The 25,214-nt window shown below is 47.9% G+C and carries 20 protein-coding genes; 11 read left to right on the top strand and 9 right to left on the bottom strand.

Annotation, left to right across the window (positions count from 1 at the left end; all coding sequences use genetic code 11):
- The first annotated feature begins 40 nt into the window (after positions 1–40).
- Positions 41–292 carry a hypothetical protein gene (locus tag AC5JL3_RS06910; RefSeq protein ID WP_496073773.1) on the top strand — a complete coding sequence of 84 codons (252 nt, stop codon included), beginning with the start codon at positions 41–43 and terminating at the stop codon, positions 290–292.
- A gap of 620 nt (positions 293–912) precedes the next feature.
- Here the strand turns inward: AC5JL3_RS06910 and AC5JL3_RS06905 are convergent.
- The 4 genes from AC5JL3_RS06905 to AC5JL3_RS06890 form a co-directional block, all read right to left on the bottom strand.
- Entirely contained in the window at positions 913–4,104 is a 3,192-nt protein-coding gene (locus tag AC5JL3_RS06905; RefSeq protein ID WP_496073772.1) for a plasmid replication protein, CyRepA1 family, read from the bottom strand.
- 323 nt (positions 4,105–4,427) lie between these two features.
- Complete coding sequence (locus AC5JL3_RS06900) at positions 4,428–4,667, bottom strand: hypothetical protein (RefSeq protein WP_496073771.1); 240 nt, start codon at positions 4,665–4,667, stop codon at positions 4,428–4,430.
- 389 nt (positions 4,668–5,056) lie between these two features.
- Positions 5,057–6,928 carry a helix-turn-helix domain-containing protein gene (locus tag AC5JL3_RS06895; RefSeq protein ID WP_496073770.1) on the bottom strand — a complete coding sequence of 624 codons (1,872 nt, stop codon included), beginning with the start codon at positions 6,926–6,928 and terminating at the stop codon, positions 5,057–5,059.
- 206 nt (positions 6,929–7,134) lie between these two features.
- The gene (locus AC5JL3_RS06890; protein WP_496073769.1) at positions 7,135–7,380 is read right to left on the bottom strand and encodes a plasmid partition protein ParG; all 246 of its coding nucleotides are present in this window, start codon (positions 7,378–7,380) and stop codon (positions 7,135–7,137) included.
- 291 nt (positions 7,381–7,671) lie between these two features.
- Between AC5JL3_RS06890 and AC5JL3_RS06885 the strand changes: the two genes are divergently transcribed.
- The 5 genes from AC5JL3_RS06885 (at position 7,672) to AC5JL3_RS06865 (ending at position 13,337) form a co-directional block, all read left to right on the top strand.
- On the top strand, positions 7,672–7,992 hold the full coding sequence (locus AC5JL3_RS06885) for a hypothetical protein (protein WP_496073768.1): 321 nt from the start codon (positions 7,672–7,674) through the stop codon (positions 7,990–7,992).
- Positions 7,985–8,275: a helix-turn-helix domain-containing protein gene (locus tag AC5JL3_RS06880; protein ID WP_496073767.1), complete on the top strand. Its 291-nt coding sequence runs from the start codon at positions 7,985–7,987 to the stop codon at positions 8,273–8,275. The genes AC5JL3_RS06885 and AC5JL3_RS06880 overlap by 8 nt, the downstream gene beginning before the upstream one ends.
- A 90-nt stretch (positions 8,276–8,365) precedes the next feature.
- On the top strand, positions 8,366–8,605 hold the full coding sequence (locus AC5JL3_RS06875; protein WP_496073766.1) for an HNH endonuclease: 240 nt from the start codon (positions 8,366–8,368) through the stop codon (positions 8,603–8,605).
- 79 nt (positions 8,606–8,684) lie between these two features.
- Positions 8,685–11,270, top strand: a complete 2,586-nt coding sequence (locus AC5JL3_RS06870) for a DEAD/DEAH box helicase (RefSeq protein WP_496073765.1) — start codon at positions 8,685–8,687, stop codon at positions 11,268–11,270.
- A gap of 297 nt (positions 11,271–11,567) precedes the next feature.
- On the top strand, positions 11,568–13,337 hold the full coding sequence (locus tag AC5JL3_RS06865; RefSeq protein WP_496073764.1) for a pentapeptide repeat-containing protein: 1,770 nt from the start codon (positions 11,568–11,570) through the stop codon (positions 13,335–13,337).
- Here the strand turns inward: AC5JL3_RS06865 and AC5JL3_RS06860 are convergent.
- A complete protein-coding gene (locus AC5JL3_RS06860; protein ID WP_496073784.1) occupies positions 13,334–13,549 on the bottom strand; it encodes a hypothetical protein in 216 nt (71 codons plus the stop codon). The two genes, AC5JL3_RS06865 and AC5JL3_RS06860, sit on opposite strands and share 4 nt — an antisense overlap.
- Here AC5JL3_RS06860 and AC5JL3_RS06855 point away from each other — a divergent pair.
- A complete protein-coding gene (locus tag AC5JL3_RS06855) occupies positions 13,449–14,270 on the top strand; it encodes a ParB/RepB/Spo0J family partition protein (protein ID WP_496073783.1) in 822 nt (273 codons plus the stop codon). The two genes, AC5JL3_RS06860 and AC5JL3_RS06855, sit on opposite strands and share 101 nt — an antisense overlap.
- Positions 14,271–14,347: 77 nt before the next feature.
- Here the strand turns inward: AC5JL3_RS06855 and AC5JL3_RS06850 are convergent, their stop codons facing one another.
- Positions 14,348–15,922 carry a tyrosine-type recombinase/integrase gene (locus AC5JL3_RS06850; RefSeq protein ID WP_496073763.1) on the bottom strand — a complete coding sequence of 525 codons (1,575 nt, stop codon included), beginning with the start codon at positions 15,920–15,922 and terminating at the stop codon, positions 14,348–14,350.
- Positions 15,923–17,017: 1,095 nt separating this feature from the next.
- Between AC5JL3_RS06850 and AC5JL3_RS06845 the strand changes: the two genes are divergently transcribed.
- Both AC5JL3_RS06845 and AC5JL3_RS06840 read left to right on the top strand, forming a co-directional pair.
- Positions 17,018–19,360 (top strand): NACHT domain-containing protein, encoded by a 2,343-nt coding sequence (locus AC5JL3_RS06845; RefSeq protein ID WP_496073762.1) that lies wholly within the window; start codon positions 17,018–17,020, stop codon positions 19,358–19,360.
- A 91-nt stretch (positions 19,361–19,451) separates the two neighbouring features.
- On the top strand, positions 19,452–20,390 hold the full coding sequence (locus AC5JL3_RS06840) for an SH3 domain-containing protein (protein ID WP_496073761.1): 939 nt from the start codon (positions 19,452–19,454) through the stop codon (positions 20,388–20,390).
- Between the two features lie 118 nt (positions 20,391–20,508).
- Here the strand turns inward: AC5JL3_RS06840 and AC5JL3_RS06835 are convergent, their stop codons facing one another.
- Positions 20,509–20,694 (bottom strand): hypothetical protein, encoded by a 186-nt coding sequence (locus tag AC5JL3_RS06835; protein WP_496073760.1) that lies wholly within the window; start codon positions 20,692–20,694, stop codon positions 20,509–20,511.
- Between the two features lie 423 nt (positions 20,695–21,117).
- Between AC5JL3_RS06835 and AC5JL3_RS06830 the strand changes: the two genes are divergently transcribed.
- On the top strand, positions 21,118–22,353 hold the full coding sequence (locus tag AC5JL3_RS06830; protein ID WP_496073759.1) for a hypothetical protein: 1,236 nt from the start codon (positions 21,118–21,120) through the stop codon (positions 22,351–22,353).
- An 82-nt stretch (positions 22,354–22,435) separates the two neighbouring features.
- Here AC5JL3_RS06830 and AC5JL3_RS06825 read toward each other — a convergent pair whose 3' ends face one another.
- Both AC5JL3_RS06825 and AC5JL3_RS06820 read right to left on the bottom strand, forming a co-directional pair.
- Complete coding sequence (locus tag AC5JL3_RS06825) at positions 22,436–22,738, bottom strand: hypothetical protein (RefSeq protein WP_496073758.1); 303 nt, start codon at positions 22,736–22,738, stop codon at positions 22,436–22,438.
- A gap of 145 nt (positions 22,739–22,883) precedes the next feature.
- Complete coding sequence (locus tag AC5JL3_RS06820) at positions 22,884–24,305, bottom strand: aldehyde dehydrogenase family protein (protein WP_496073757.1); 1,422 nt, start codon at positions 24,303–24,305, stop codon at positions 22,884–22,886.
- Between the two features lie 428 nt (positions 24,306–24,733).
- On the opposite strand from AC5JL3_RS06820, the gene AC5JL3_RS06815 reads away from it, so the two are divergent.
- Complete coding sequence (locus AC5JL3_RS06815) at positions 24,734–25,120, top strand: nuclear transport factor 2 family protein (protein WP_192221263.1); 387 nt, start codon at positions 24,734–24,736, stop codon at positions 25,118–25,120.
- The last annotated feature ends 94 nt before the right edge of the window (positions 25,121–25,214 follow it).

Below are 25,214 nucleotides of genomic sequence, written 5' to 3'. Positions count from 1 at the left end.
GCTGGCAAAGCATTCTAGCCTCTACACGCAACAACTTGTGGTGATGGAGTATGTGACGGAACTCTTAATCGAGCTTTTTTATGAAGAGATTGCTAGTGATATGGCAGCGATCGCATTAACCATCCAAGACCTAAGTACAAGAGTATCCGAAGTGGAGGGTCTGGGCGATATCGGTTATGCTGTCACTCCGATATCTGAGTTAGAAACACTCTTTGATAGCCACTCTGATATCGAGATGACCCATGATTTAAAGATATCGGTAGTGATGTCGCTTCGATTGCAGAGCCGCTAGAACCTCCTGAAATCAGTATTGATAGCACAGAGATAGCAGAGCGAACCACCCCCCGCACCTAAAACAGCTTTCTCAGCTCGGCTTAGCCAAACACCCGAGCTGCCGGGACAAAGTTGTAGAGAAGCAACACAAGCAGGGTAAGGAAAGCTTCGCCACTTGGAGCCGAGAGCGCGACCCGGACGGCATGACGTAGACTTTGGAGGGCACGGGGGGACGGGGCACCCGCTGTAGTTTACGCTCCTAGAGTGAGCTGAACCGAAAAAGCGATCGCATCCGGGCAGACACGACATTAGTGTCGCCGTTCTCCTCGCAACTAACCCCACACTTGGGTCTCGGAGAACCAAGTGGATTGACGCTCAGACACCGCTAGCATCTGGCAAAAGCGATCGCTTAAAGCTGACTGTTGTAGAGATAGTCAATCCAAGTCATTCAATTAGGGGAGGGAAGTGTCATTTTCAGAAGAGGACTTCATCACAGTCCACGGAAAATTGCGCTTTGTAAGCCACCCTGAACACCACTTTAGTTACCAGAACCAAAAAGCCGTCACTTTTTCTATGTCCCTGTAACCTCTTGTATTAAAGTTTTTGGTACAACAGCCGTCTTATGGCACGACATCACCGTTATATATCCCAGACTTCCATGACAGCAGCTACCGATTCCGCTCCACCTTCTTTATGCCAAGCTACCTCAGCCAATAGTTCAGCCTCCGCAGAAAGAGGATTAGCTTCGGTATGCACCCCCCCCTGTAAAGGTTGAGTAGACCCATTATCGGGGGGGGTGGATACGGGCGGTGATGGAGGCGCAACACCATAGCGGGACTGCATTGCCGCTTGATAGCGTCGCTGCCGTTCTCTTACTTCTTCCTCTATTCGGGACTTCTCAACACGCTTGGCTTCTCGGTGAGCAAGAACCATTAGCGCAAAGTCTCTTTCATCCGGAGCCAAGACGTAAATTCTGACTTGCTTGCCCCTTGCGCCCTCTTTTCTAGAAACGAGCTTTAGCCCCAGTTGAGCGACTAGGGTCGCGAGGAGCCACATCGGAGAGCAACCTGGTGGCACGGTAAAGCCGAGAATCGCTTTAATATGAATCGCACACTTTTGCGCGATCGCATTCATTCGTGACAACTCCGGGTCAGTAGCGCTCATCCCCTCCCCTGCAATTAAACGTTGCAGAATATCGCGCAGTCCCAAATTGAATCGCGCCAACCACCGTGCCGAATAATTCCCCCAATCCGTGCAGATGGGAAGTAGTTCTCGTTCAGTGAGGTCTCGCTCGGCTACCCTTTGTGGTGGGGCTGGGTAAATTCTACCCGTTGTTGGGTTAGTAATCGTACCATCCGGTTCTGTCAGTATTGCTTCTAGCTGCACAAGGCGACTGATTAGCCGTCCTCCATCATCTAGAGCCACTAGCTCAGAAGTAACTTCACAGCCGTAAGCATCACGAAGGCGGAACTTCTCGCATTCAAATACTTCTTCTGGCTTCAAATAATCCTTGCTTGCCCTGGCTCGGTACTCTGATGCCGTAATATCCTTAGCCCCTACAACTGCCCGATTGTGGGCAACAGCAAGCGATAAAGCTGCTGCTTTCAACCGGGTATGGGCAGCTTCATCATTCTCCTTGCCCAAAGGTATAATCTCATTGCCCATAGAAGCCAGAAGACTTCGCAAATCATCGCGCAAGTTGTTAATCGATTGATTGCGAGCGGCTTTAATCTGGCAGTAAGCCTCAAGCGCCCAGTCCTTCTCCGCCCCACGCCGCCCGGTTTCTCTGTCTATGCGAATCAAAAACGCGGTCATTTCATTGGTCTGAAGGATGTGTTCCTTAATTTTGGTAGCGTTAGAGTCCGCGTAACCAAACGGAGGGCGAGGCGCTACCCAAACGTGTATCGGTACGATAGGGCGGTAGCGGTAAAGCTGTTGAGCGCACTCGGTTGCTGTTTGAGAAGCGCCGTGGAAAGCGCCAAACACGGCATCGAAGTGATAGTCAGGAATATCCACCCCAGTTCCCAAACTGGGTGAGGCGAGTAAAGCGTCCAAGTCTTTGACCGCGTTCGTAATATCAGTGATAAACGCAACATTTTCCTGGCTGCCGGAGTTTTCTGAGTGAACCGACCAAATCCGGAGTGGAGTGGAGGAGCGAGAATCCGACTCTTCAACGCGAAAAGAGACACTCAGTAACGCTTCAAGCTTCTTGATGAAGCGCTTAGAGTCAGAGACAACCAGAATTTTCTGTCCCGACATGAGAGCCGCACTAATAGTCGCCACTAGAGCGCTACTATCCTTCCCTTCGTACCAAGAGATCGTTCTTCCGCCATTCTTCCAAGAGTTGAAGATGATGAAAGGCTCTTCCCCTTTTGAGCGCATTGCCCTGAAGAAGTTTACAGTCACGTCATCCATGTGAGCATCGGCAATGACAACCAAAGGAGCATTGTAGACAAGGTATTCCAGCACCTCTAAGATTTCAGCGCGATGCTCCTGGCAAGTCTTGCTGTGCAGCAGGTGAGTTAGGTACTGGCAGGCTTCATCGATGAAGACACAGCCGTAAGTCAGCGCGTCGGTCTGCAATTTGTGGAGACTATCAATGGTAATTGAAAGGGCGTTGGCTTTAACTAACTCTCCCTGACTGACGGCGGAATACATCTCGGTATCCAATCTTTGGGCGAGATTTTTAAGCAGGTTGACGCGATGCCCGTTGTTGAGAAATTTGGCTTGAGGGTGAGCTTGCCGCCACTGCCGCAACAGTTCGGTTTTACCAGTTCCCATATCGCTCGATAGCACAACCAAACCCCTAGAAGGCAGGGAGACGGCTTGAGAGAGATATTTCACGTTAACCCGAACGTGGGGCTTGTACTTGTCGCTCAGTCCCCTAACTCGTGGGCGGTAAAAGCGCTGGTAGTCTCTAAGTGTATAAGCATCCGCGACAATCGCACTCACAAGTGAGTTGGCATCATTGCCACGCGCCACAACAAAATCATCAACGCCTTTCTCAGGTCCCGGCAGCACGACGACTTCGCCGACACACCCGACGGCTTCGATGGCTTTGCCCGTGCGTTGGGTAGCCTGGTAGACAGCCCAGCGGGTCTTGAGCTTGGTTTCGCGATCAAACAAAATTTGGAATCGTCGTCCTGGCTGTGCCAGTGGGAGCAGATCGGGATGTAACCTTTCGTCAAAGTCTTTGAAGCCGACGCGACCGTTCCAGATGCCAGGAAGCGCGATCGCCACAAATCCTAGACTGAGCAAGCAAGCCGCTTTTTTTTCACCTTCGGCAAGGATGATGGGGATTTCTGGATGGCTCTTTACCCATTCCCAGAAGTTTGGAGCTTTCTTTCTGCCACAGAGGCGTAGGGCTAGAGGGGAGTGATAGCGTTTGATGTTGTATCGCTGAGCTACTTTGTCCCAAATGTCTGGGGGAACGTCAAAGTAGGTGACACGGTTTGGGGTTTTTGGTGGCGATTCGTACTTAATTAGCTTGCCCGACTCCCAATCGAGGCGAGGGGAAAGGGGTTTAAATCGTCCCCATTCCATTGGTCGCCAGTTATCGAATGGATCTAGTCCTGAACACCACCAACCGCCCTGTTCGACGTGACGGAAGCGTTTGAGGAAGCCGCTAGAGACTCGTCCTGTGTTGAGCCGGGGAATTTTATCAGAGATGAATAGTCGCTCGTAGGGTTCGTTGCCTTCCAGGTGGAAGAAGTTTTGGGCAATTAACTCAGGTGCGATCGCGCTCCCTAAAGCTAGTTCCTGATATTCGGCATGGGCAAGGTTGTTGGGGGTATTAATTACCCCAACACGTTCTGAGTTCTTGTATGACATTGGTAGGTGACTCCTTAGAGGAGCCTTGACCCATGCCTATAAAGCAGATAAACGCTTAATTCCAAGACAGCGGTCTAACCGTTTTCTGTTGCTAGGGAGTATTAGTGCTTTTGCTCCAATGACGACCGAGAATTAGTAACAAGGAACGTAAGAATTGAAACAGTTAGAGTCCTGCCTGGAGCGCGATCGCTTTTTCCTTCCCTTTTGAGTACGATAGTATCGACAAGCTAAGTACCGCTACCGAAAAAATCGGGACTGGAAAACAGCTAGGACGGTTGCTTGGAAGGCTTGGGTTTCGGCTTCACTTTTATGGGCTTTAGTTGTTAAGTTGGATTTTCGGAAATGAGTTTTCCTCTGGAAAAACAGAGGAAAACTCCAGATAGTGGTAGGCGAAAGACAATCGACTCTTTTCCGGGAGTCCCATAGAGGGAAGATAGGTTCTTGCCTTGGTAGTGCCTAACCGAGCGACTGCCATCTTGATAGCGGCAACAGCGTACTGGGATATAACGATTTGATTCCTGGTAGTCATCTTCAGCAGTACTGAGTCCAGCGTAAGAATGCACCCTAACTTAGGACTTGGCGGTTAGTCGGGTAGCCGCAAAGCCTCGAACTAGCGAAGGCGAGAGTGGTTTGTTGCTAATTTTGCCAGAGTCTTTGAACAGGGGTTGGCACAAGCATCAGCCTTATCAGTCTGATCAGAGGAAAAACGAGGGCTGTAATGTTTGTCTGATAAACGTTTCAAAAATAGTAGGTCGGGGGATTCGGGTATATTGGTCGGGGGATTCGGGCGTATTAGTCAGGAGATTCGGGAAAAGTTGTTAATCGCTATATCCTTTTCTGGCAAAGCTTTGAGGAGTTTATTCAGGATTTTTTTTGCCATTAACAGTCCTGTTAACAATTAACAGGACTGTTAATTTAGCGGGTCAACCGGAACGGTTACTTAATGAGACGACTACTCTGAAGTTTGCGATTGAGCCAGAAAATCAATACCCTTCAGTAGCTCCTTCGCATCTTTAGGACTGAGCTTCCGTCTCCCCTTCTCGATTTGACAGAGCCAAGCCGGGGTTTTCTCCATCCACAGAGCCAGTGCGGCTTGGCTTACTTCCTTGGCTTCCCTTTCCTTTCGGATTTGTTCGCCAGTGACGCGACCCCTAGAGACCGATGGCAATCTTTTTGGCAATGGTTTTTTTCGTTGATTAATTTTTAAGAGCTTTTCTTGAACAATGTTTGGTGGTTTGATAAATAAGTGAGCTGCCATTAGGCGGTCAATTAGTTTTACCCGTTTTCCATTAACGCTTTGCCATCCTTCCGGTTTCTCAGCTTGATTGGAGGGTCTTAACCATTCGGGATAGTCCTGGTCAAATTCAATTTGCCAGCCCAGTTCCATCAGCATTTTCAGAGCCTTATCCCAGCGCCGTCTCAATTCATAGGCTTTGCGTTTGTCCTGACAAGCGTCCCTAAGCCTTGCTCCAATCTCTACCGCTCTTAATAGCGTACTTACAGAATATGGATAGGGATTTTTGTTATTAGCGCGAATGCGACTCAGTATCGAGAGATGAATTGCTAGCTTGAGCGCTAGTTCGTCATGGTAGGGGTCGATCCTCAGAATTTCTTGGGCTAAATAACCAAATTGATGAAGGGCTTCTTTTGCCTTATTGCCTGCTTTGTTAAACCACTTAGAAGCCCAGTCACCTGCTCTTAACTTAATGTATACTTCCCGATATTCGACATTTTTAGACTTCAAACAATTTAGCTGTCTGATTACCTCTATTGAAAGGAACCATAGAGGAGAAATTAAGGTGCTGCTCAAGTCATACGACTTATTCCCGACTTTCATCTGCCACTCAGACTGCATGACTAGCCGTCCTATACCATGAGCGAGATTAGCAATCTGTTGAAGCTTATCAGACTCAGTTAGATCTTTTCTTTTTCCCCATCCCAATAGTTCAATTAGCTCAGTTCCTCGCAATAATACTTCATCCTTCCATGGTCTTTCTTGTTTGGCTAAGTAGGCTCCAAAAACTAACTGCAACTTAGCTGCTTCAAGACCCAATCCATCTAGAACTTGTAAAGCAGTTGCTAAAGGTAGAAAATCAATGCCATTTGGTTCTGATATATATACTTGTACTTTATTTTTATAAGTACTTTTATCCGTCAACTTGAATTCTGCCCAATTATTTTCGTTGTTAACCCATTTATCCAAGCGATAGGTGCATTCTAAACCTGCTCTATACGGAGGACAGGTGGGAATAGCTTCAATCGGTTCAACCAGAAATAATGGATGTTCGGTGATGACTGATGGGGAGTAGTAGTTAAAAAGAGTAACTAACTCCTCTTTAGATAAGTCATAAACATTACTATGCTGTAGTAATTCGTCAGCGCTGTATAAGCAGCAGTAGTTCTGTAATTGTTTTTCTATCGCGACTTCTTGTTCCGTTAAGAGAGAGTTAGCAGTGATTGAAGGCTCGTAGTTGTTGCCTGGGATAAACTTATCTTTTCTCCACTGCTCCAGTGCTTCTAAAATCCACTGAGCTTGACTCTCCCAAAACTCCTGGCTGAAGTATCCTTGAAAAGATTGTTTCAGTCTTACCATCAGTTCAGGAGATAGTTCTGCCTGAGCAGAAAGCTGAAGAAAGTCGTTCTCTTTATCGGAGAAGGGCTGTTCTAGGAGATACTGGTGAATCTTAATCGCGACGTTCGTGAGAATTTGCTCTTCAAGTTCCCCAGCACAGCGAAGCCGTTCAGCATACTCCTGAATGAGTGAGGCGTACCCCGAAAGGGAACTCGAAGAGTAGTTATCCCGCAGAGAATCGCCGTCAATCATGGCAGCAGGGGAGAAGAAAATAGAGATGACAACAGAACGGTCAGTAACGGCTAAGTGGTGGTTGGTACTACCAGTTTAAGCAAGCGGTTCCGGAGTGGCAGCTTGCCTCACCTCATGAACACTTTAGTGGATCGTCTCCGGGAAAAGTAGCTGGAGGATATTTGCTTATAAAGCTCCGAGGCTTCGGCTGGGATTGACCTTCTGATTCAGGTTTCGTTTTCTGGTTGGCTTTTTGGCTTGCCGTCACTACGTTTGCGCTTTGGTTCGCGTGAGGACTCTTGTGGGTCCTCAAAAAGACCAGGCGGTGTATTTTCTTCAAGCCATTGCGTTATCAGCTCATGAGTAACATCGCTCATATTCAAACCTTTCCAGGTACATACCGTATTAAAACGTCGCTTTAAGTTTTCCTCCATTGAAAGGGTGAGCCTTTCAGTTCTTGTTTTTCTAGGCATACCCGGCCTTTTTACATACTTATTTCTATCCTCTCACTCACACACTTCTTGTGGTTGGTTGTCCAAATGTGTGCTTAGTTACTTGTGTGAGTGTGTGATTAATGTTAATGTTTGAGTATTCTCTGATTGCCCGCTAAATACCCAAAGCCTGAAACATAAGACGCACCAGTGCTTCTCTAGCTAAACCGCACGCTTTTAGCATTTACTTCAATGCGATCACTATCAGAGTGTTTGCCTGAATTTTTCCATCTGTGAGCAACTGGTATTCCTCATCTCTCAGGTAATAAATCTATGCCTATTGCAAAAAATCATCCCGCTCCAGCTCAGGTTCCCCCTGACAAAATTCCAGCACCAGTGTTCCAAGTCGGAGTATCAAAAGTACGTTGGAAACCCATGCCGACATCTGACTGGGGCATAGTCATGGGAATGCGATACATTTGGGCTGAACACCTAGCTAGCTGGCAGTGGCAGTACTACATCATCCTCGACCCAGCCAGTCCTTCTAAAGAGTGGACTCAAGCCGACTGGGGATGGTCAGATGACCTGGAACTGCTACCTAGCCACTCATCTTCAGCAACACAATTCGTTGAAGAGGTGACAAAGAGTGAATAGTCAGCGTCCCCTCAGAGCCAGAGAACTCGCCCTCCTGAACCTGTACAGCAGTTGTCAGCTGTCAATGGATGTCTTTGCCTTCTATCAAAAATGGAACGTCACACAGCGGCAAATCGCCGCGATTTGTGGATGCAGCCTCGCCAACGTAGAACGCTGGTTCGGCAGTACTCGGATGGTACCCGAAGCGATTTACACCAGGCGACTGGCAGAGATGGACTTAATTTGGGAATTATGGGAGCAGATTCCGGCAGACGTGAGAGAACGGTTATGTCCTCATCATTGAAGTGCAGCGTAGAGTAGCACCCAACGAGCCGTTCAATAAACAAAGTCCAAAAGAACCCTCCCTTATAGCGAGGCTTTAAAATAGCCTTGTATGAGAGCCGAAGGAACGTTTGAGTTGGCAAGACGCTGCTTTACAAAAACTCAAAAACTCTTGATTTTACGGAGAGCGAATTACAAATGCCAGTACTGTGGCACAACTTTGAGCCAGGAGAATTTTGAAGCCGACCACAAACTCCCTTTTTCTCAGGGAGGAGCAACCGAGGTGTGGAATGCGCTAGCGTTATGTGCAGATTGCAACAGACGCAAATCCAACAAACTTGAAGGAGAGTAGAAAACAATCCAGCTTTTGCGATTCTCAACTGCCTTCAAAGATTGAAACGAACAGCTAACCCCACTCCCCGATGCAAGTGATGAGGTCAGATGACAATTACTTCATAAAGTATCACTCGCTTGTCCTGCACCGGATACTTCAAGGACAGACAGAACTTTATCCCCATCAGCAACAAGCACTACTCGCCATCTACCAGAAAGCTTGTCGAGGAGAGATGGATGGGCATCACCGAGAGGCGGCGTTAATTCTCGCTGGCGTGGGTACAGGAAAAACCCTGATGCAAGCGATTACTCCCTTTATCCTTGCCCCCTGGATGCTGGGAAAAACAGCGTTGTTCTTGTCAGATAATTGCACACTCCGCAGCCGATTCTTAAGGGACTTCCCAACCGACCATAAACATCGTCCACTCTACGACCAATGGCCGCTTTATCAGCTCAAGATTCTGCCCCCAGGAGTGCCACCCCCCAAGATTGTAGAGTTAGACGCCAGCGATTTCAACAGCTACGCCTATTGTCTAGACACAGCCGATATGCTGGTTGGCAATCGACAGTTTTTGGTCAATCTGGTGAGTCGAGGAGATATAGAACCCAACTCAGTTGGTGTCCTCATCACTGATGAAGCGCATTTCTCAGCAGCAAATAGTTATCGAACAATTTGCAATTACTTCGAGTTCGCGTTACTTACCTATTTTACCGGGTCAAAGTTCCGCTCCGATGCTCAACCACTACCTCACGTTCGGTACACCCAGGTGGAAGAGTTGGATGCCTTGGGACGCAGCGTGCTGAAATATGCACCCGTTGCTGATTATGAGTTTACCCTTCAGGAAGCTTGGTCGCTTGAGCCGCCTCCGATTAAAAAGCTCATGTACAAAGAAGCGACTTCTACGGCGTTCTTAGTTGAGGAGGCAGGCTCGGAAACTGAATATAGCTTTGAGGAATTTCTCAACAAAGCCGAGACAGATAAACAGTGGTTCCGTCAGATTCTGTTTGCCGATTCCTTCTCAATACCCGTCCTAGAGATGGCAGTAGATATCTTATTGAGGAAGCGCGAACGCACAGGACAACCTCAGGCGATGCTCGTGCGGGCGCTCAACATTCCTCATACCCATCGAGTCGCTAAGCTATTAGAAGAGAATTTCCCCGTCTTGGAGGGAAGAGTCGGTGTTATCCATTCGGAACATGACTCTTACGACCTAGCCGGTCGTCCCAGCTCAATTTTGTCGCGCTTTTACAACGGTGACTACTGGGTAATTGTGCATTGCGGATTAGTCGGTGTCGGGTTCGACCATAAGTGGATTTCCGTCTCCTGTTGCTTGTGTATTCTCAAAAGTATGTCTCCGGCCGAACAAGAATGGGGAAGAGCCTTGCGGCGAGTGCCAGGGGAAGCACCGGGTAACTTCCCTCAATTAACTCATCCCAATTGGGGCGTTGTCGTCACTCATGCGGCGTTAGGACTCAGGGAGTTATTTGGGAAGTTTCAGCAGGGTGTGACATCGGATGTGATTCGAGAAGACGTTGTGCGGGAACGGGTGCGTCCGTTGCTGACAACCGAGTACGAAGCAGGGGAAACGATTCTCAATTTAAGTGATACCTCAACGGTGAAACCCGGAGATGTCTTGCAACTGCGAGTGCCAGTGGGGGCGAAGGAGGAAGTCTCACCGAAGTTTTCTATCGTTGAAGAACTGCGTTCGACGGGGAACTTGTCTGAAGGTAATGGGAAGAGTCCACGGGTGTCGGAGTCGGGTGGTTCTTACGGTGTGGATGAAGACATCACCCCCAAAAACTTCGGGGAAACACAACGGGAGGAGCAAGACTCGCCTCCGCTTGCTGGAGATGTTACGGACGAGAAGTCAACTCCCTTACCTTGGCAGCAGGAAGCGGATGCGATTAGTGAAAAGTTGAGCCAAATTAGAAGCATCAGAACCTACTCCATACAAGTGGAAGCAGTTCTTGATGAGCGAAGTGTGCAGATTACACCCGCGTGGAATGATTTTCCCAAGGGTGTGGGGGTGGATGTCAGTAAATCCAGGGAAGTTAGGGAGTTAAGTCCTGCGAATTTTCTCTCCCACATTGGGTTGGATTGGCAGATTTTGGTGGGTGAAGAGCTGATTTCTTATCGAGACTATTCCCGGCGAGTGGTACTGCAAAAACGTGGCTTCGATTTGGACGACGAGGGTGAAATTCTCGTTGGGGGTGTCCGGCTTAAGGATACAATGCCTTCTTCAGCTTATGAGTTGTTTCTCAAGGGGTTAGAGGCGGAGTTGGCAACGGAAGTGGTGGAGGTGCCGCACCCGGAGGCAGTTGCTCGTCCTGACAAAGCGAAGATGGAAACTCAAGCTCGCTATGGGGCGCAGGTACGGAGTCTGATTAATAATTTGTTTAATGCCAAGCATCTAATTCCTGATGGGACGAATGGTTGCTCGTTGGTTGAACGTCCAACCCAGTTGCTGAGGGATGCGAAAGCACGAGTCGAAGCCAAGGGACATGAACCGGATTTTCGGAGCAATTCGGCGTTGGTTCATGCGGCGGTTTTTGGGTTTATTAAGGAGAAAACTGGGAGAAGTTGGTCAGAGCATACTACGGAGCAGCAGTATCTTGAAGCCATGAAGCTGGCTCGTCAGTTTATGAGGCGACTGGCAGAACAGTTGCAGTGGCGGCGGCGTTAGATGGCTTGTAAGAACTTTTAGACAAAGCCACTCTGAGCGCTTCCTGCCCTCTGCCCTCTGCCTTCTGCCTTCTACTGAAACCAAGACCCGTCAATGTTTCCCTTCTGCATAAAAGCCTTCTGCCTTTTGCTATAGCACCCAACGAGCCGTTCAAGGAACAAAGTCCAAAAGACCCCTCATCGTGAGGGTTTTGGTTTGCCCTGGAATAGGTGTGGGGCTTAACTTTGTCAAATAAGAGCTAAAAAAAGCTTTCACACTCAAGCGACGTCAATGTCGCGTCTTTGACCAGGAGAAGGGATGACAGAAATTGAACACCAAATACTAGAAAGATATGCCCAAGGAGAAAGAGACTTTCGCGGCACATCCCTAGAATCCGCCGACTTCAACAAAGCCATCCTCAGCGAAGCCCTCTTCGACCATGCATCTCTCAAAGACACCGACTTCACCGGAGCCGACTTAAGTCGCACTTCATTCTTTGGCACAGACCTTAGCTCTGCCACACTCGTGAACGCTCAACTGAGCTATGCCGTATTAAATACTGCCATCTTGAGGGGAGCCGACCTATCACAAGCCAACCTGTTTAGTAGTGACCTGATGCGTGCTGACCTAACACAAGCCAAGCTGATCAAAAGCTGCTTGAATAACGCCTATCTTCAAGATGCTAACCTCACAGGAGCCAACCTGAAATGGGCAGACCTGCATAGCGCTACACTCATCGGAGCCAACCTCAGTGGAGCCTCTCTAGAAGGAACCACCCTAAACTACGCCAAACTGCTCAACATACAAATCGACAAAAACACCAAACTTACTGGAAAGTGGCGGCAAGTCGCAGAAATCGTCAACTTAGCAACAAAAGGACGCTTCTTAAACCAAGCTGACTTAAACCAAGCCTGGCTAATTGAGGCTGAACTATCCAACGCTCAGCTCAAGGAAGCACAACTCAATCAAGCCATACTCATCAAAGCTCGCTTAAAGAACGCCTCCCTCAAACGAGCCGACTTACAAGGAGCCAACCTCGACCAAGCCGATTTAACAAAAGCCTTCCTGTTTGAAGCGTATCTGCAACAAGCCTCCCTAAAAGGAGCCGATTTAAGTTATGCCGTATTATGTCGAGCCGTATTGGCCGAAGCCTCCTTAGAGGGAGCTAACCTTACCGGAGCACAAATGCTGGGCACCAACTTCCAGTCAGCCTCATTAAGAGGAGCCAACCTCAGTAACAGCCAGTTAGATACAGGAAACTTCGTTTTCGCCGACTTGAGTGGAGCTAACCTCATCGGAGCGACAGGAATACCCGACTTCAGCGAAGCGGTCTTAGAAGGCGCGAATCTGCAAAAAGCCAAACTCAGCTCTTCAACTTTTACACGAGCCAACCTCAAAAAAGCGAAACTCTCTCAAGCGTATCTTCTGGGTAGTAACTTGATGTCCGCCAATTTAAGCGAGGCTCAACTAGTGGAGACAAACCTCATTACAGCCAGCCTAGTACTCGCCAACTTCACAGGCGCGTCGCTTAAAGGAGCGAACTTAAATAAAGCCAACCTAGCGTTTGCTGTTCTGACGGGAGCGGACTTAAGTGGAGCCGATTTAGGGAATGCCAACCTGGCGGGAGTGGACTTGAGTGAAGTGAATCTAGAAAGCGCCAACCTGGAAGGAACAATTCTTGAACCACCAGGGGTGAATCAAGGAGTGAGATTCATCCCGAAGATGAGAATCGTCAACTGGAATGGACTGCGTTTTCGTTCTAACTCAGAAGTCAAGTTTGCAATGGCGTTAGACAAAAAAGGATTGTTGTATTATCCCAATGCGATCGCACGACTGAACGTGCAAGAGAGCCGACAGAACAAAGAATCAGACTTTCTCATCTGTGCGCCAACGCCGAAGGGATTTCGCTGGGGGATTGTGGAAATCGATGGACCGTTCCATACGCCAGAGAAGAGAGCGACAGAGCAAGAGCGGGAGCGGGTGTTTGAGCATAGTGGGGTGCGGGTTTATCGGTTTGATTCCAAGCGGTGTGATAAGAACCCCGATGCCGTAGTCGAGGAATTTCTGCAGCTGTTGAGTAAGTCTTAGTAGATACCAATGATGTCCTGTCCCTCTTTAAGCGGGTCACCAATAAGTGAGCCAATAGCCGCCAGTGTTTTGGAGAACGAAAGAGTTGTACAACCCTCCAACCCCATGCTCGTGCCACTCGCTGCCATCACATTACCCGTAAAGCGGCCAAGGCGTTCTTTCACGTCTGAGAAGTTAGAGCAATTAACCACTTCCGTAAAGACGCTAGGCATACTAGAGCCTCTGCTAGTGCGACAAAAGCCTTCAGGTGAGTATGAGTTGGTAGCCGGAGAGCGACGTTACCGCGCCGCTCACATCGCTGGGCTAACTTGTGTACCCGTCGTCGTCAGGGAACTAACCGACGAAGAAGCTCTACAGTTGTCATTAGTTGAAAACCTCCAGCGCGAAGACCTCAACCCAATTGACGAAACTGAAGGCATCCTGCAACTGCTATCGCTCAAGCTCAAGCTATCCGTACAAGAAGTAGTTGCCCTGCTTTACCGCATCGAGCATGAAGTCAAAGGAGTTACTGCCCCTAACGTTATGGGCAGTGACTCGTTTAAGGAGATTTGTGCAACATTTAACGAGCTGGGGAAGTTCACTTGGAAGTCCTTCGTCACCAATCGCTTACCGCTGCTCAAGTTGCCCGAAGACATATTGTCGGTTGTCAGAGCCGGCTCCTTGGAATACACTAAAGCCCAAGCGCTCGCACGAGTCAAAGATGAATTGAAGCGACAATCCTTGCTTGAAGAAGCGATAAGAGACAATATAAGCCTGAGTGAGTTGCGAAAACGCATCAAACCCTCTTCACCCGCCCCTGAGACAGACTATTCCAAAACGTTGATGGAAAGAGCTTACCGTCGCATTAGAGAGTCTAAGGTTTGGGAAAATCCTGAAAAGTGGGAGAGAGTGAAGGTGCTTCTTTCTGAATTGTCAGCATTGATCGACGGATAAAATCAAGATAGATTTTCCCCTAAAACCTACCACCTACGACCTAACACTAAGACGCAGGGGTAGGTGAGGGAAAGCGCTTACTCCTCCTTAGGATTCACCATCTCCTCTAGAGACATGAACAGGGCAAGTTGCTCGTACTCCTCAGCTGGTTTAGTTGGGTGCCACTTCTGGAAGAGCGCTTTCCCATTGGGTTGAGGAGGAGGTGGTGGTGCTGTTTTGGAAGGCGTTGGTAGTGGTAGCTCAGGCTCTGAGGCGGGTTCAACTGGAGCGGGTAGCTTTTGGGATGAAGTTAAAGTTTGTACGAGCGATGTAAGTTCGTTGATGCGTTGGTTAGCGGTGGCTAATTGGGCTCGCAGTTCGTCGAGGCTCGGCTTTCCATCTTCTGAAGCTTGAGGAGACGGTGAGTCGAACTCAGTGTTGACTAACTTTTCGTTCCCACTGCGCCCTAAATAGTGTTCAAAAATCATTGCGGGGCTATTGCCCACATATCTAGCCAGTTGAGAGATATCACTATGAGAGATAGGTTTTTCCATCGCCGTTGTTTCTAGAGCCAAAGTAATAAAGGTATGCCGTGTTGAATAGGGGCAGTGGTAATGATCTATCCCTCCTTCAGCTTCGGTTTTACGAGCTAGTTTGGAGACGATTCCTTGAGGAACAAGACCCTTTGTCTCATTCTTTTGTCCATACCAACTGTAGTGAAAGGTTAGACGGTTAATATGACCTCCACCGGGTTGCTGGAAAACAAAATCATCGGGGTTGACATTTTCCGGTTTAAGCTGCTTCAAAAGCTTATTTAGACTCTTATTTGTCCGAGGAAACTCACGATTCTTCCCAGTTTTTGTACTGTTTGTATGAATATGCTTCCCTCGAACTACTGATATGCTCTCGCAAAAGGTGATGTACTTTTCTGTAACACTTTTCCAGCGCAAAGCAACTGCTTCTCCAGTTCGACAACCCGTGAGAAAAAGAAAGGTTACAAGAGGAGCAAAATAGCTGTATCTAGGATGGGTTTCGTAAGCTTTAATAATTAGGTCTCTTTCCTCCCTAGTAAAAGGGTCTGGGTCTTTATCAGATTTAGGTGGTTTCAAGCCATCGACAATCACCCAAAAAGGATTATGCGAAATGAGCTGGAAATGAACAGCCCAGGTGCAGCAAGCCGAAATCTTGGTTAGAGTTCTGTACTTAGCTGTATAACGGAGCTGAGAAAGCTCAGATTCGATCTGCAAAACATCTGAGAGCTTCTTAGTAGTTAACCTGTTGATGTGCGAGCCAACTGTTTTCATAACACCCATAAAAGTCGTAAACCTCCAGCTTTTGCTTTTGTGATCAACAAATAGCGTCCACAATTCATCCAGCTGTAGTTCTTTTGCTTGAGTAGGCGGGAGTTTGTTAGCTGTATTTTCCGGTTTGCCCCAGATGTACTCCTCTAATTTTTGCGGGTCATAGTCCCCGATAAGCTGGATATGGGCATGGATTCGCTTAATGATTTTGTCAGCTTCTCCTCGATTTTCGGGAGTATCCTTCATTCCTAAGGCGATACGCTTTTGCTCTCCAGTGGGCGAGTGTTTGGCAGGGACAATTAAGCGTAACCGTCCCTCGACGGCTTCCAAACCAATGTTTCCTCTTGTAGCTCTAGGTTTTTTCGTGCTCATTTTGTCGGACTCAAAAAATACTTAAACAGGCTGATCGCCCAGGTGTGAGAGAAGAGCGATCGGCTGAAACGCCCATATTGCAAAGGCTTGAAGATTTTGTGATAGAATTCGGAGTTCATAACAACGCCCTATGCACAAGGGTTCTAGGGCTTGAAATCGGCAAAATACTTAATTCGTACTTAAAGGGGGGTAAGGAGAGTTGGCTAATCATTGGAGTGGAGGGGGTTTCGGGGATAAAGGCACGTATTTAATTGCTTGAGTGCAACAGCGCTGGGTTAGATGTTGACGACAGGGCGTTCGTGCCACAGGGGAGCTAACGCTGTCACTTGTGGCAGCGTTAGCTATTGCGTGCGGCAATCGAGGGTTTGCTCGCCAACTAGTTTTTGGATTAATGACCTCTAGCTTGGGTAGAGGGAGTTCTAGCTATTTGGGTAGTCTCTACATTTAGCGATCGCTTTTAACGAGTCTTGTGAACCGACTTTCCACTAGAAGTGAACCGAATTTAGACCGCGAATAGATGGCTTTTACGCCAGCACAAATCCCGGTCATCGTTGACCCTAAAAAGCTAAGAAAGCTCGAAATTTGTTGGCTCTAAAAATTTGAGAAGCCATGAAAGTAAGTTGGCTAATCTCTTGACTATCCCTTTGCCAAATTGCTGGTTAGTTTCAATCTCGGACGTAGCTTATTGAGAGGCAAAACTTGGCTCGTGACTTTAGACCCATTGAGTCTTTATTTGCTTGAGTTTGATTGCAGTTTTGAGTCTCAATTCCCTTCATTAGTGCTTAGGTTGGTTCTGAGTGATTTCTACTCATAATTCCTAAATAGCTTGCCTGACAACTTCCTTCAAATCAGAAGTTAGAAGTGCTTGATGAGGAGGAGTATTCATCACCAAGAAGTTTGGTGCCAGTTCAGTGGAAAACTCTCACTGACCTTGCTATAACTACCGTAAGGTCAGAGGATTTGCCTTTCAAGGGAACTTCCGGGAAAACGAAAGTTCCCGGAAGTTCCCGGAAAGACTTTTCAGCTCCGACCAGAGCAACAAGCATTTTTATCGCTTAGACCAGATAACCAACTAAATCTCTGCACAGATTCCACATGAGTCAAACGGGTAAGCCAACTCGCGGGGTTAAAGCGACTGAGAAAGGGCAAAGATTACTCGAAAAGCACAGGAGCGTGGATTCCGACTCCTCCGAAAAGCTCCTGAGTTACGAGAAACTTGCTGCCAAGGCAGGTTGCGATACTAAGACACTGAGAAAGTTTTTTAAGGGAGAAGTAGTTGACACAGCTAAGGCTTACGGTATTTGTGCAGCTTTGAACGTAGCCATAGAAGAGATTGTTGCTCCTGAAGACTTGAACAAGACTCCTGTCGAGTCGAAACCGAGGGAGGAACGGCTTCAGGAACTCATAAGAAGATGCCGGGAGATGCTAGCGCTCAAGACGAAAAGCTTAATCACCAACCCCTTAACCGCAAGGCAAGGGGTAACTCACAACATTGATGATTTGTATGTCGATGTCACAGTGGTGAAGCGCAAACGACTGACCAAACAAGGAGCGGATGATTGTGCACAACAGGGGTCTTTGTTGTATGAACGCAAGGAAATCAGCCAGATATTTAAGCCCGGTGAATTTTTTGACAAAGTTATCTTGCCAAAACTAAGTCTTGAAACGAAAAACCAACCGATTGCGATTATTGGTGAGCCTGGGGCGGGGAAAAGTAGCCTGCTCTCTAAAATCGCCTCAAGAATAGTATCAACCGAGTCATCAGTCCTTAAAGAAGAAGAACCAGTAGTCATTTGGGTATCTTTGGCGGAAGTTGGCAACCAACCCCTGAGTCAGTATTTGTTGAAAAACTGGCTGAGAGACGCGCCAAAGGCGGTAGTTGCCGCCTCGAAAGAATGGGAAAACGCCTTGGAAGAATTACTTAAGAGTGGGCGAGTCTGGTTACTACTCGATGCCGTGGATGAACTGGGAGGAGACAATCCCCTGGATTCCCTAGCTGAGCAATTCCAGCAAGGTTGGATGCATCAGGTGCAGGTGGTATTGACTTGTCGGTCGAATGTTTGGGATAGCACTTTCAATGTCCTAGCCGACAAAGTTGAAACATATTGCACCTTGCCTTTTAGTTACAAAGACGAGCAAGACGCACTGAGCGAAGAAGATGACGCCAAAGAAGACCAAGTGGCTCAGTTCATCAGCAAGTGGTTTCATGACTACTCACCTGAGAACGGAGAAGCGTTACGACGCTCCCTAAACGAGGCGGGCAAAGAGCGGCTTAAGGATATGGTAAAAAATCCCTTGCGGCTAGCTTTGCTATGCAACACTTGGAATCTCTGGCAAGCGCAGGGAGGACTGCCCGATACAAAGGCGAAACTTTACAAGGGATTTGTTGATAACTACTACGACTTGCAGCACAAGTTAATTGGTAGTACCCGACAGCGACGCCAACTGAATGAAGCCTTGGGAGAACTTGCCTTATGGGCAATAAAGCAACCGACTTCCCGCTTCCGAATCCGACTAGAGCAAATCCCGGCTCCTATCACCCAAACTTTCGGAGAGGCAGACGAGGAAGGCTCGCTGTTGTGGTTAGCTCTGGAGTTAGGCTGGCTAAATCATGTTGGGGTGGCAGCCGAGAGTCCCAATGAAGCGGCCTATGCTTTCTTTCATCCCACGTTTGAGGAATATTTTGCGGCTTGTGCGATTAAGGATTGGCGCTTTTTCTGTGAGAGTGCCCCTAACTCCCCTGATGGCGAACAACCGCGTTGCCGCATCTTAGAATCTCAATGGCGAGAAGTCTTTTTGCTATGGCTAGGGCGAACTGATGTGGCGGATTCGCACAAACAGTTGTTGTTCGAGTATCTGTACGAGATAGGCTCTGAGGAGCTATTGGATAGTATCGATATACTTGAGACCTGTGAAGCTTTGTTTCTCATCGCTGCGGGTTTAGCTGAGTTTAACAACTTTGAGCGAGCTGAGGAGGTTATCGACCGGATTATCGAGTTGTTCCGTCCTCAGTGTTTCAAAGAGCCTGGACTTCAAAAAGAGATGGTGGTTTCAAGTCCGGTTTATTATGAGTGCCAACAAGCTCTGTTGCAAACTAAACGCCAGCTAGCGGTCACGGTTATCTGTAAGTACTTGCGTTCCCTGGAAGAGCCGACGCTCAATACGTGTAAGTTTCTAATCTTGCTGCTTGAAGAGATGGGCATTGGGAACCCAAAGGTGATTGATGCCTTAACTGGACTGTTGAGGAGAACTCAGGATAAGAACCTCGCTTTACAAATAATCCGCACTCTAGAACCGATTTATCCAGGTCATTCAAGTGTTATCAGGATTCTGACTCACCTGAGCCATAAAAGCTCGGTCCCTCAGATTCAGGGCTTGCAGGCTTTTGGTTTACAAGTAATTGAGGCACTGGATTTATTGTTTACTCCAGAGGCTTAGCTTCTAATCACACATTCGGCAAACGTGATCGTAGACATCAGCCTTTGATACTGAGATTCAGAAGCAATGCTAGTTTGATCAAAGGCTCGTCATGGAAGCTCAACTCACTCGTAAGTGGCATCAAAAGAAGCGGTTTATCCTGCCTGCGCTGGTATTTTTTCCGCCGCTGGGCATCCCTTTAATTTGGCTCTCGCCGTGGAGTCGTAACGCCAAAATTGGAGCGACTATTGTTTCGGGACTATTAATGATGGGGGCGCTAGCTGACTCTCCCCAGACGGCTACACAATCGGCTTCTAAGAAAGCTCCGGTTGTATCTTCCCGTGCCGATATCCAACCCAGCCGACAAAAAAGTGACACGAGCTATCAAGAAATTACCAAATCTTCAGTGTCACCCGATGCCAACACTGAAGCTGATACCGAAGCTACCTTAATTGACGATGACCCGAAGTCAAAAATTAATCTTCGAGCTACACCCTCCGGCGCTGGCAAGTATTTGGGGTACGGATTAGTAGGCGATCACGTGCAGGTCATTAGCCAAACCGTAGCTGATGAAGCTACCTGGTATCAAGTGAAATTCCCTCGCTCCGGCGCTCTAGGCTGGATTCGTGGAGATTTTGTCAGAGTTGCCGGAGGTCAGCCCGCCTCTTCTACTCAATCTGAGTCGCAAGCTACTTCGTCCGTGACGAGTCCATCACAAAGCCCTAACCCTATTTCAACTGACGATTGCAACATCAAGGATTTAGGAAACCTTGCTGGAGCGCACGCTCTTGAGGTCAAAACTCAAACAGGTAATCAGTACTGGCTAATGGCGACCAACGAGGTACAGCAGCGCATTATCTCTGGTAATGGCACAGGCGATTCGGGTCTTAGCTACGAAGAGTTTATTGATACAGGTCTTACGCTTGAGTCTTTTAAGGCGATCAGGGATTTTGCCAGTGTATATGGTGTGGAGCAGGTCAGATTCTGGCGAATATCGGAGGCAGAGGCTCAAAAATCTCAAACTTGGTTTTCTGGTGTCACTTGCCATTAGATGCCCGTTAGCTATTGCTCAGGGTTGCTATGTCTGACTCAAAGCATTATTAATTTGCTTAACAACAAAAATTTCTCCATTGCTAAACAAAAGTGGGAACTCGTTACAACAGCCAACTTTAAGCGATCGCTTTTGTCACGCCGCTAGCTACATCTTGAGCAGATTGACGCTTGGGGAGCCGAGGCGAAAGCGCGGGGTTAGTTGCGCGGCGAACGGCGACACTCGATGTCGTTTCTGCCCTGATGCGATCGCTGGTTGAGTGAGTGAACATTAACCGGACAACCTTCAACGCAAGCTTAATCATTCAATCTCTCACTTACGCGGTAAACCTTCACTACATTTGTCGTGAATGTACTTGGCAATTCCTTGAATACTCATATCCCTTGGGGTATGCCGATGAAATGAAACAGCGAACTGATTCATCCAGTCCAATTTGTGGATTGTCCACTCTTGACTGACTCAGCACGTCTCTCTGTACTCATCCCCCTAAAAATCGCTCAAGTCTTTTCACACTAGGCATTCAAGCTCAGCCGACACTCCCAATCACCCCCATGAGCGATTAGCCGTTAAACAACCATAAAGGTTTGCCTGCACAAGCCAAGCTCTCGGACGCTCACTTGCGCTTTACAGTCGAATTGTTGACGACTCTGGAAGGAGGTGAACCCAACACCAAACTTCTATAAGAGTCATCACCGCCGTCATTCGAGCCAGGAGCCGAGCTTTTACCGTGAACGCCACCACCACCAACTCCCTACATCAAACTTCTTTCTCAACCGACAACGCTCCGGAAAATTCTACTGTTACTGACACAATGGCGTTGAGTGAGCTATTAAAAGAAGAACTGATACTTCAGCTTGGTTCCCTACCCAGCAACGCTCTTCTCGTAATCAACCGCATCGTGGTAGAAGTCGAACGGATTTGTACCAAGAGTGAGCGCATCCAAAACGGCGGTGACGTTCGTTCGTGGGAGTTAACCTTGGCACGTCATCGTCTCTCTAAGTGTATTGAGTACTATAAACTGGGTTCAAAGCAAGGACGTGTGGAACTGCACAGCCACCTCAGTGTGATGATATATCGCCAGGTGGCACCTGAAAGAACGCAGTTAAGCTTTGCCGCTCGACACCTCTTGATTGAAGACTTCTTACAAGACTTTTACGCCGATTCCCTCAAAGCCTTTAGACGGGAAAATGACTTAGCGGATAACTACACCCCGCGTACAAGAATCGAACTCGCCGAATACATGGGGTTCACTCTTGCATACGCCAAACGACGGGTAATGACCCGTTATGGTGCTGTGCAATTACTGGTACTCAGAGCGAAAAGCTTTGCCAAACGCCAACCCAGCGATACCGTCATGGACATTGAACAGGTGACCGAGTTTGCCAAAGGTGAAGAAGCACAGATGCAAAACCGCTCACCCGTGATGCAGCAGGTGCGAGAGCGTCTAGTTGCTGATACTCTTGACCCTCATGATACGGTTGTGCGAGAGCGCGTGATTGGTGAGCTGGTGCAATACCTAGAGTCTCAGGGTCATAATGATTGTGCGGATTACTTAATCTTAAAGCTGCAAGACTTGAGTGCCCCGGAAATCGACGACATCTTGGGTTTAACACCACGTTCGCGGGATTATCTGCAACAGCGTTTTAAATACCATGTGGAAAAGTTCGCTCATTCGTCTCACTGGCAACTGGTACACCAATGGCTAGGTGCAGACCTTGACCAAAAGTTGGGACTTTCCGAGCTGCAGTGGGAGGCATTTGTCGCTCAACTTGACTCCCTTCAACAGCAGTTGTTATCACTCAAACGGGCGAATTTGAGCGATTTTGAGATTGCCAAAGCCTTGAAAATCACACCGAAACAAGTGCAAAAGCGCTGGAGTCATCTATTAGAGATGGCAAGTCTTGTCCGTAACAAGGCACCAGAGAGTTCCAATAATCGCATTAACCACTCAATCGCTGCCTAATTCCCCGATTTATAAAGTAATAGAGGTGAGTTGCGAGGAGACACTAGTGTCGTGTCTGCCAGGTTGCGATCGCTTTTTCGGTTCAGCTCACTAAAGGGGCGTAAACCGCAGCAGGTGCCCCGTCCCCCGGTGCCCTCCTAAGTCCACGCCGTCCGGGTTGCGCTCTCAGGCGAAGCTTCCCTGCCCTGCTTGTGTTGCCCTCTCTACAACTTTGTCCCGACAGCTCAGGTGTTTGGCTAAGGCGAGCTGAGACAGCGGTTTTAGGTGCGGGGGGTAGGGGGGTTAGCTCGGCTACCTTGAGGCTATCAGTGCTGAGATCAGGAAGCTCTAGCGGCTGTGCAGTCAAAGCGATGTCACTACCGTTATCTTCTAAGTCAGCAGTCATCTCGATGTCAGAGCGGCTATCAAAGAGTGCTTCTAACTCAGATATCGGAGTGACAGCCTATTAGGGTGAAGTATTTTAGTTTGCTTTTGAATCGTTGGATTGTTGGCTTATCAGCTAATACCCGATTAAAAACAATTACTCTAAATTACTGAGTATTAAACCACCAAGGGTCAGGAACCGACCCAGTTTTAACCAAAAAAGCTTTTTTACGCATAAATCGTTTGAGTGCAGCCGCCCCCATCCTCGAACCCCCCATGCCAGAAAATTTGAAGGCGTTTTTTTCTCCTTCATGTATTAATGCGGTTAATCCAGCGTCGTTGATGTTGATGGCACCAGCATCAATACAGCGTGCTACGTTTAAGGCTTCGGCTTGCGAACCGGCAAACACAGCCGCACTGAGTCCGTAGATGGTATCGTTTGCTAATGCGATCGCCTCCTCAATCGTGGAAAATGGCATCACGGGCATAATCGGTCCGAAGGTTTCTTCCGCCATCACCTTCATGGAATGGTTAACTTGGGTAAGGACTGTAGGACGGCACCATAACCCCCCATCTAAGTCTTCAAGCTTGCCTCCGCAGTGAACAACCGCCCCCTTTTCAAGTGCATCAAGTAGGTGTTCGGCAATAATATCCGCTTGTCGTTCGGCAATAATGGGACCAATTTCTCCACTTTCAACAGACGGATAAGCCAGTTGCAGGCGTTGTGCTTTTTCTACCAGCTTCTGAGCAAACGACTCAAAAATATATTCTGCCACGTAAATGCGCTCGATTGAGAGGCAAGATTGCCCAGTGCTGACGACTGAACTCCATAAGATTGCCGAGGTTGCCTTGTCTAAATCGGCTGACGATAAAACAATAGCCGGGTCTTTGCCTCCCAATTCTAAAAAAGCCGGAACGAACCGCTTAGCTGCTGTCTGTGCTACTTTTCGACCCGTAGCCACACTGCCAGTAAAGCAGACTAAATCCACACATTCAATTAACGCTTCCCCTATCTCGCCAGCCCCTTCAACATAGGCTAAAACATCTCGTAAATTGGGAACGGAGGCAATTGTTTCTACCAGGGGTTGAATGAAACGAGGCGCAATTTCGCTAGGTTTTACAACAACTGCACAACCTGCTAGTAAGGCGGGAATCATATCAATCGTAGAAAGCAACAGCGGAAAATTCCAGGGGCTGATGACACCAACTAAGGGATAAGGAACAAATTCCTGTTGCAGTTGGATAAAGGGAATGGCTGTTGCTTTTTCATCCTCTTTTGCCAACAAGTCTGGTGCTAAGCAACACCAGCGCTCAATGCTGGAGATGAACGAGTCAATTTCAAGGATGGATACAGATAATCTGCCTGTGTCGCTTACTAAAGCTTTAGTAATCTCATCTTTTTTTGAGAGTATCACTTGTTTCCACTGTTGCAACGTCTCAATTCGCGGCTCTAAACCTCCCTGCTGCCAATCGATTTGAGCCTCGCGCAATCGGGTACACTGCTCAGTAAGCTGCTCGCATGTCGGCGGCGCAATCCAATAATCAATGTTTCCCGTTCGCGGGTTGCGAACTTCAATCTTTGCACCCATAGTTCAAATGATGCCCAACTTGGCTAAACGCTCAATAGTTTCTCGCTGAGGAAAGGATAAGTGTTTGCGCTCTATCTTACCTTCTCTTCCTAGTATTGGCAGGTAAAAGTGAGACGGGCGGTAGCTGTCTGCATACAGTTCAAAACGCTGTCGGCACATCTGAAACGGGCTAAAAAGAAGCGCCCAAAAATTCCTAGTGTTCAGCTACTTATCGCCTTCAACAAACTCCTCTAGGGATAGTTGGTGCTTCGAGGACTTAGCTTGATTTGGCGACGAAGTATAGGTACTCTAGCAAAACTCTGGCAAGATGAGCAATTGTCAGTATATTCTCGACACACAGGATCTGTACGTCTTCCAAAAGCTCTAGTTACAGAACTTGATTGAAAAGCCATAAAAGCGGTGCTCAGGAGATAGTTAAGAAGGGACAAATGCAACAAACGACAGTGGAAGTTGCTCATCAAGCCTTTTCGCACTTCACTCACGGTCTAGCAACAGGCGAGTGGAACCCATTCTTGGATATGCTTAGCGAAGATTTCACCTTTTGGTTTCCCGTCGGTTCCTACCACGGTTTGAATGTCGGAAAACACAGAGCTCGTGAATTCTTCGAGTATGCTTCTGAGGCTTTTAAGCCAGGGCTATCAGTCACGCTTGAGCGCGTTACCAGTAGTGAGACGACTGTTGTTTTCGAGTTCAGGGACGAGGGATGGCTGAGGGGAGAACCCTATAAAAACCGAATTGCCGTTTCTTTTGATGTTCGTGGAAACCAAATTTGTGCCTATCGGGAATACTTTGGCAGCGATGGTAAATCGAATTAAAAGGGGTACATCCCAATGAGAGCCAAAATACCGGAATGTGAGCGCTAATTGCTAGCCTTCAAGAAGGATACGTGTTTTATTTTTCCTTACTTTG

This window comes from Symplocastrum torsivum (genome assembly GCF_059505465.1).
The sequence above is the reverse complement of the archived record's forward strand: the minus strand, read 5'-3'. Positions and strand labels throughout refer to the sequence as shown.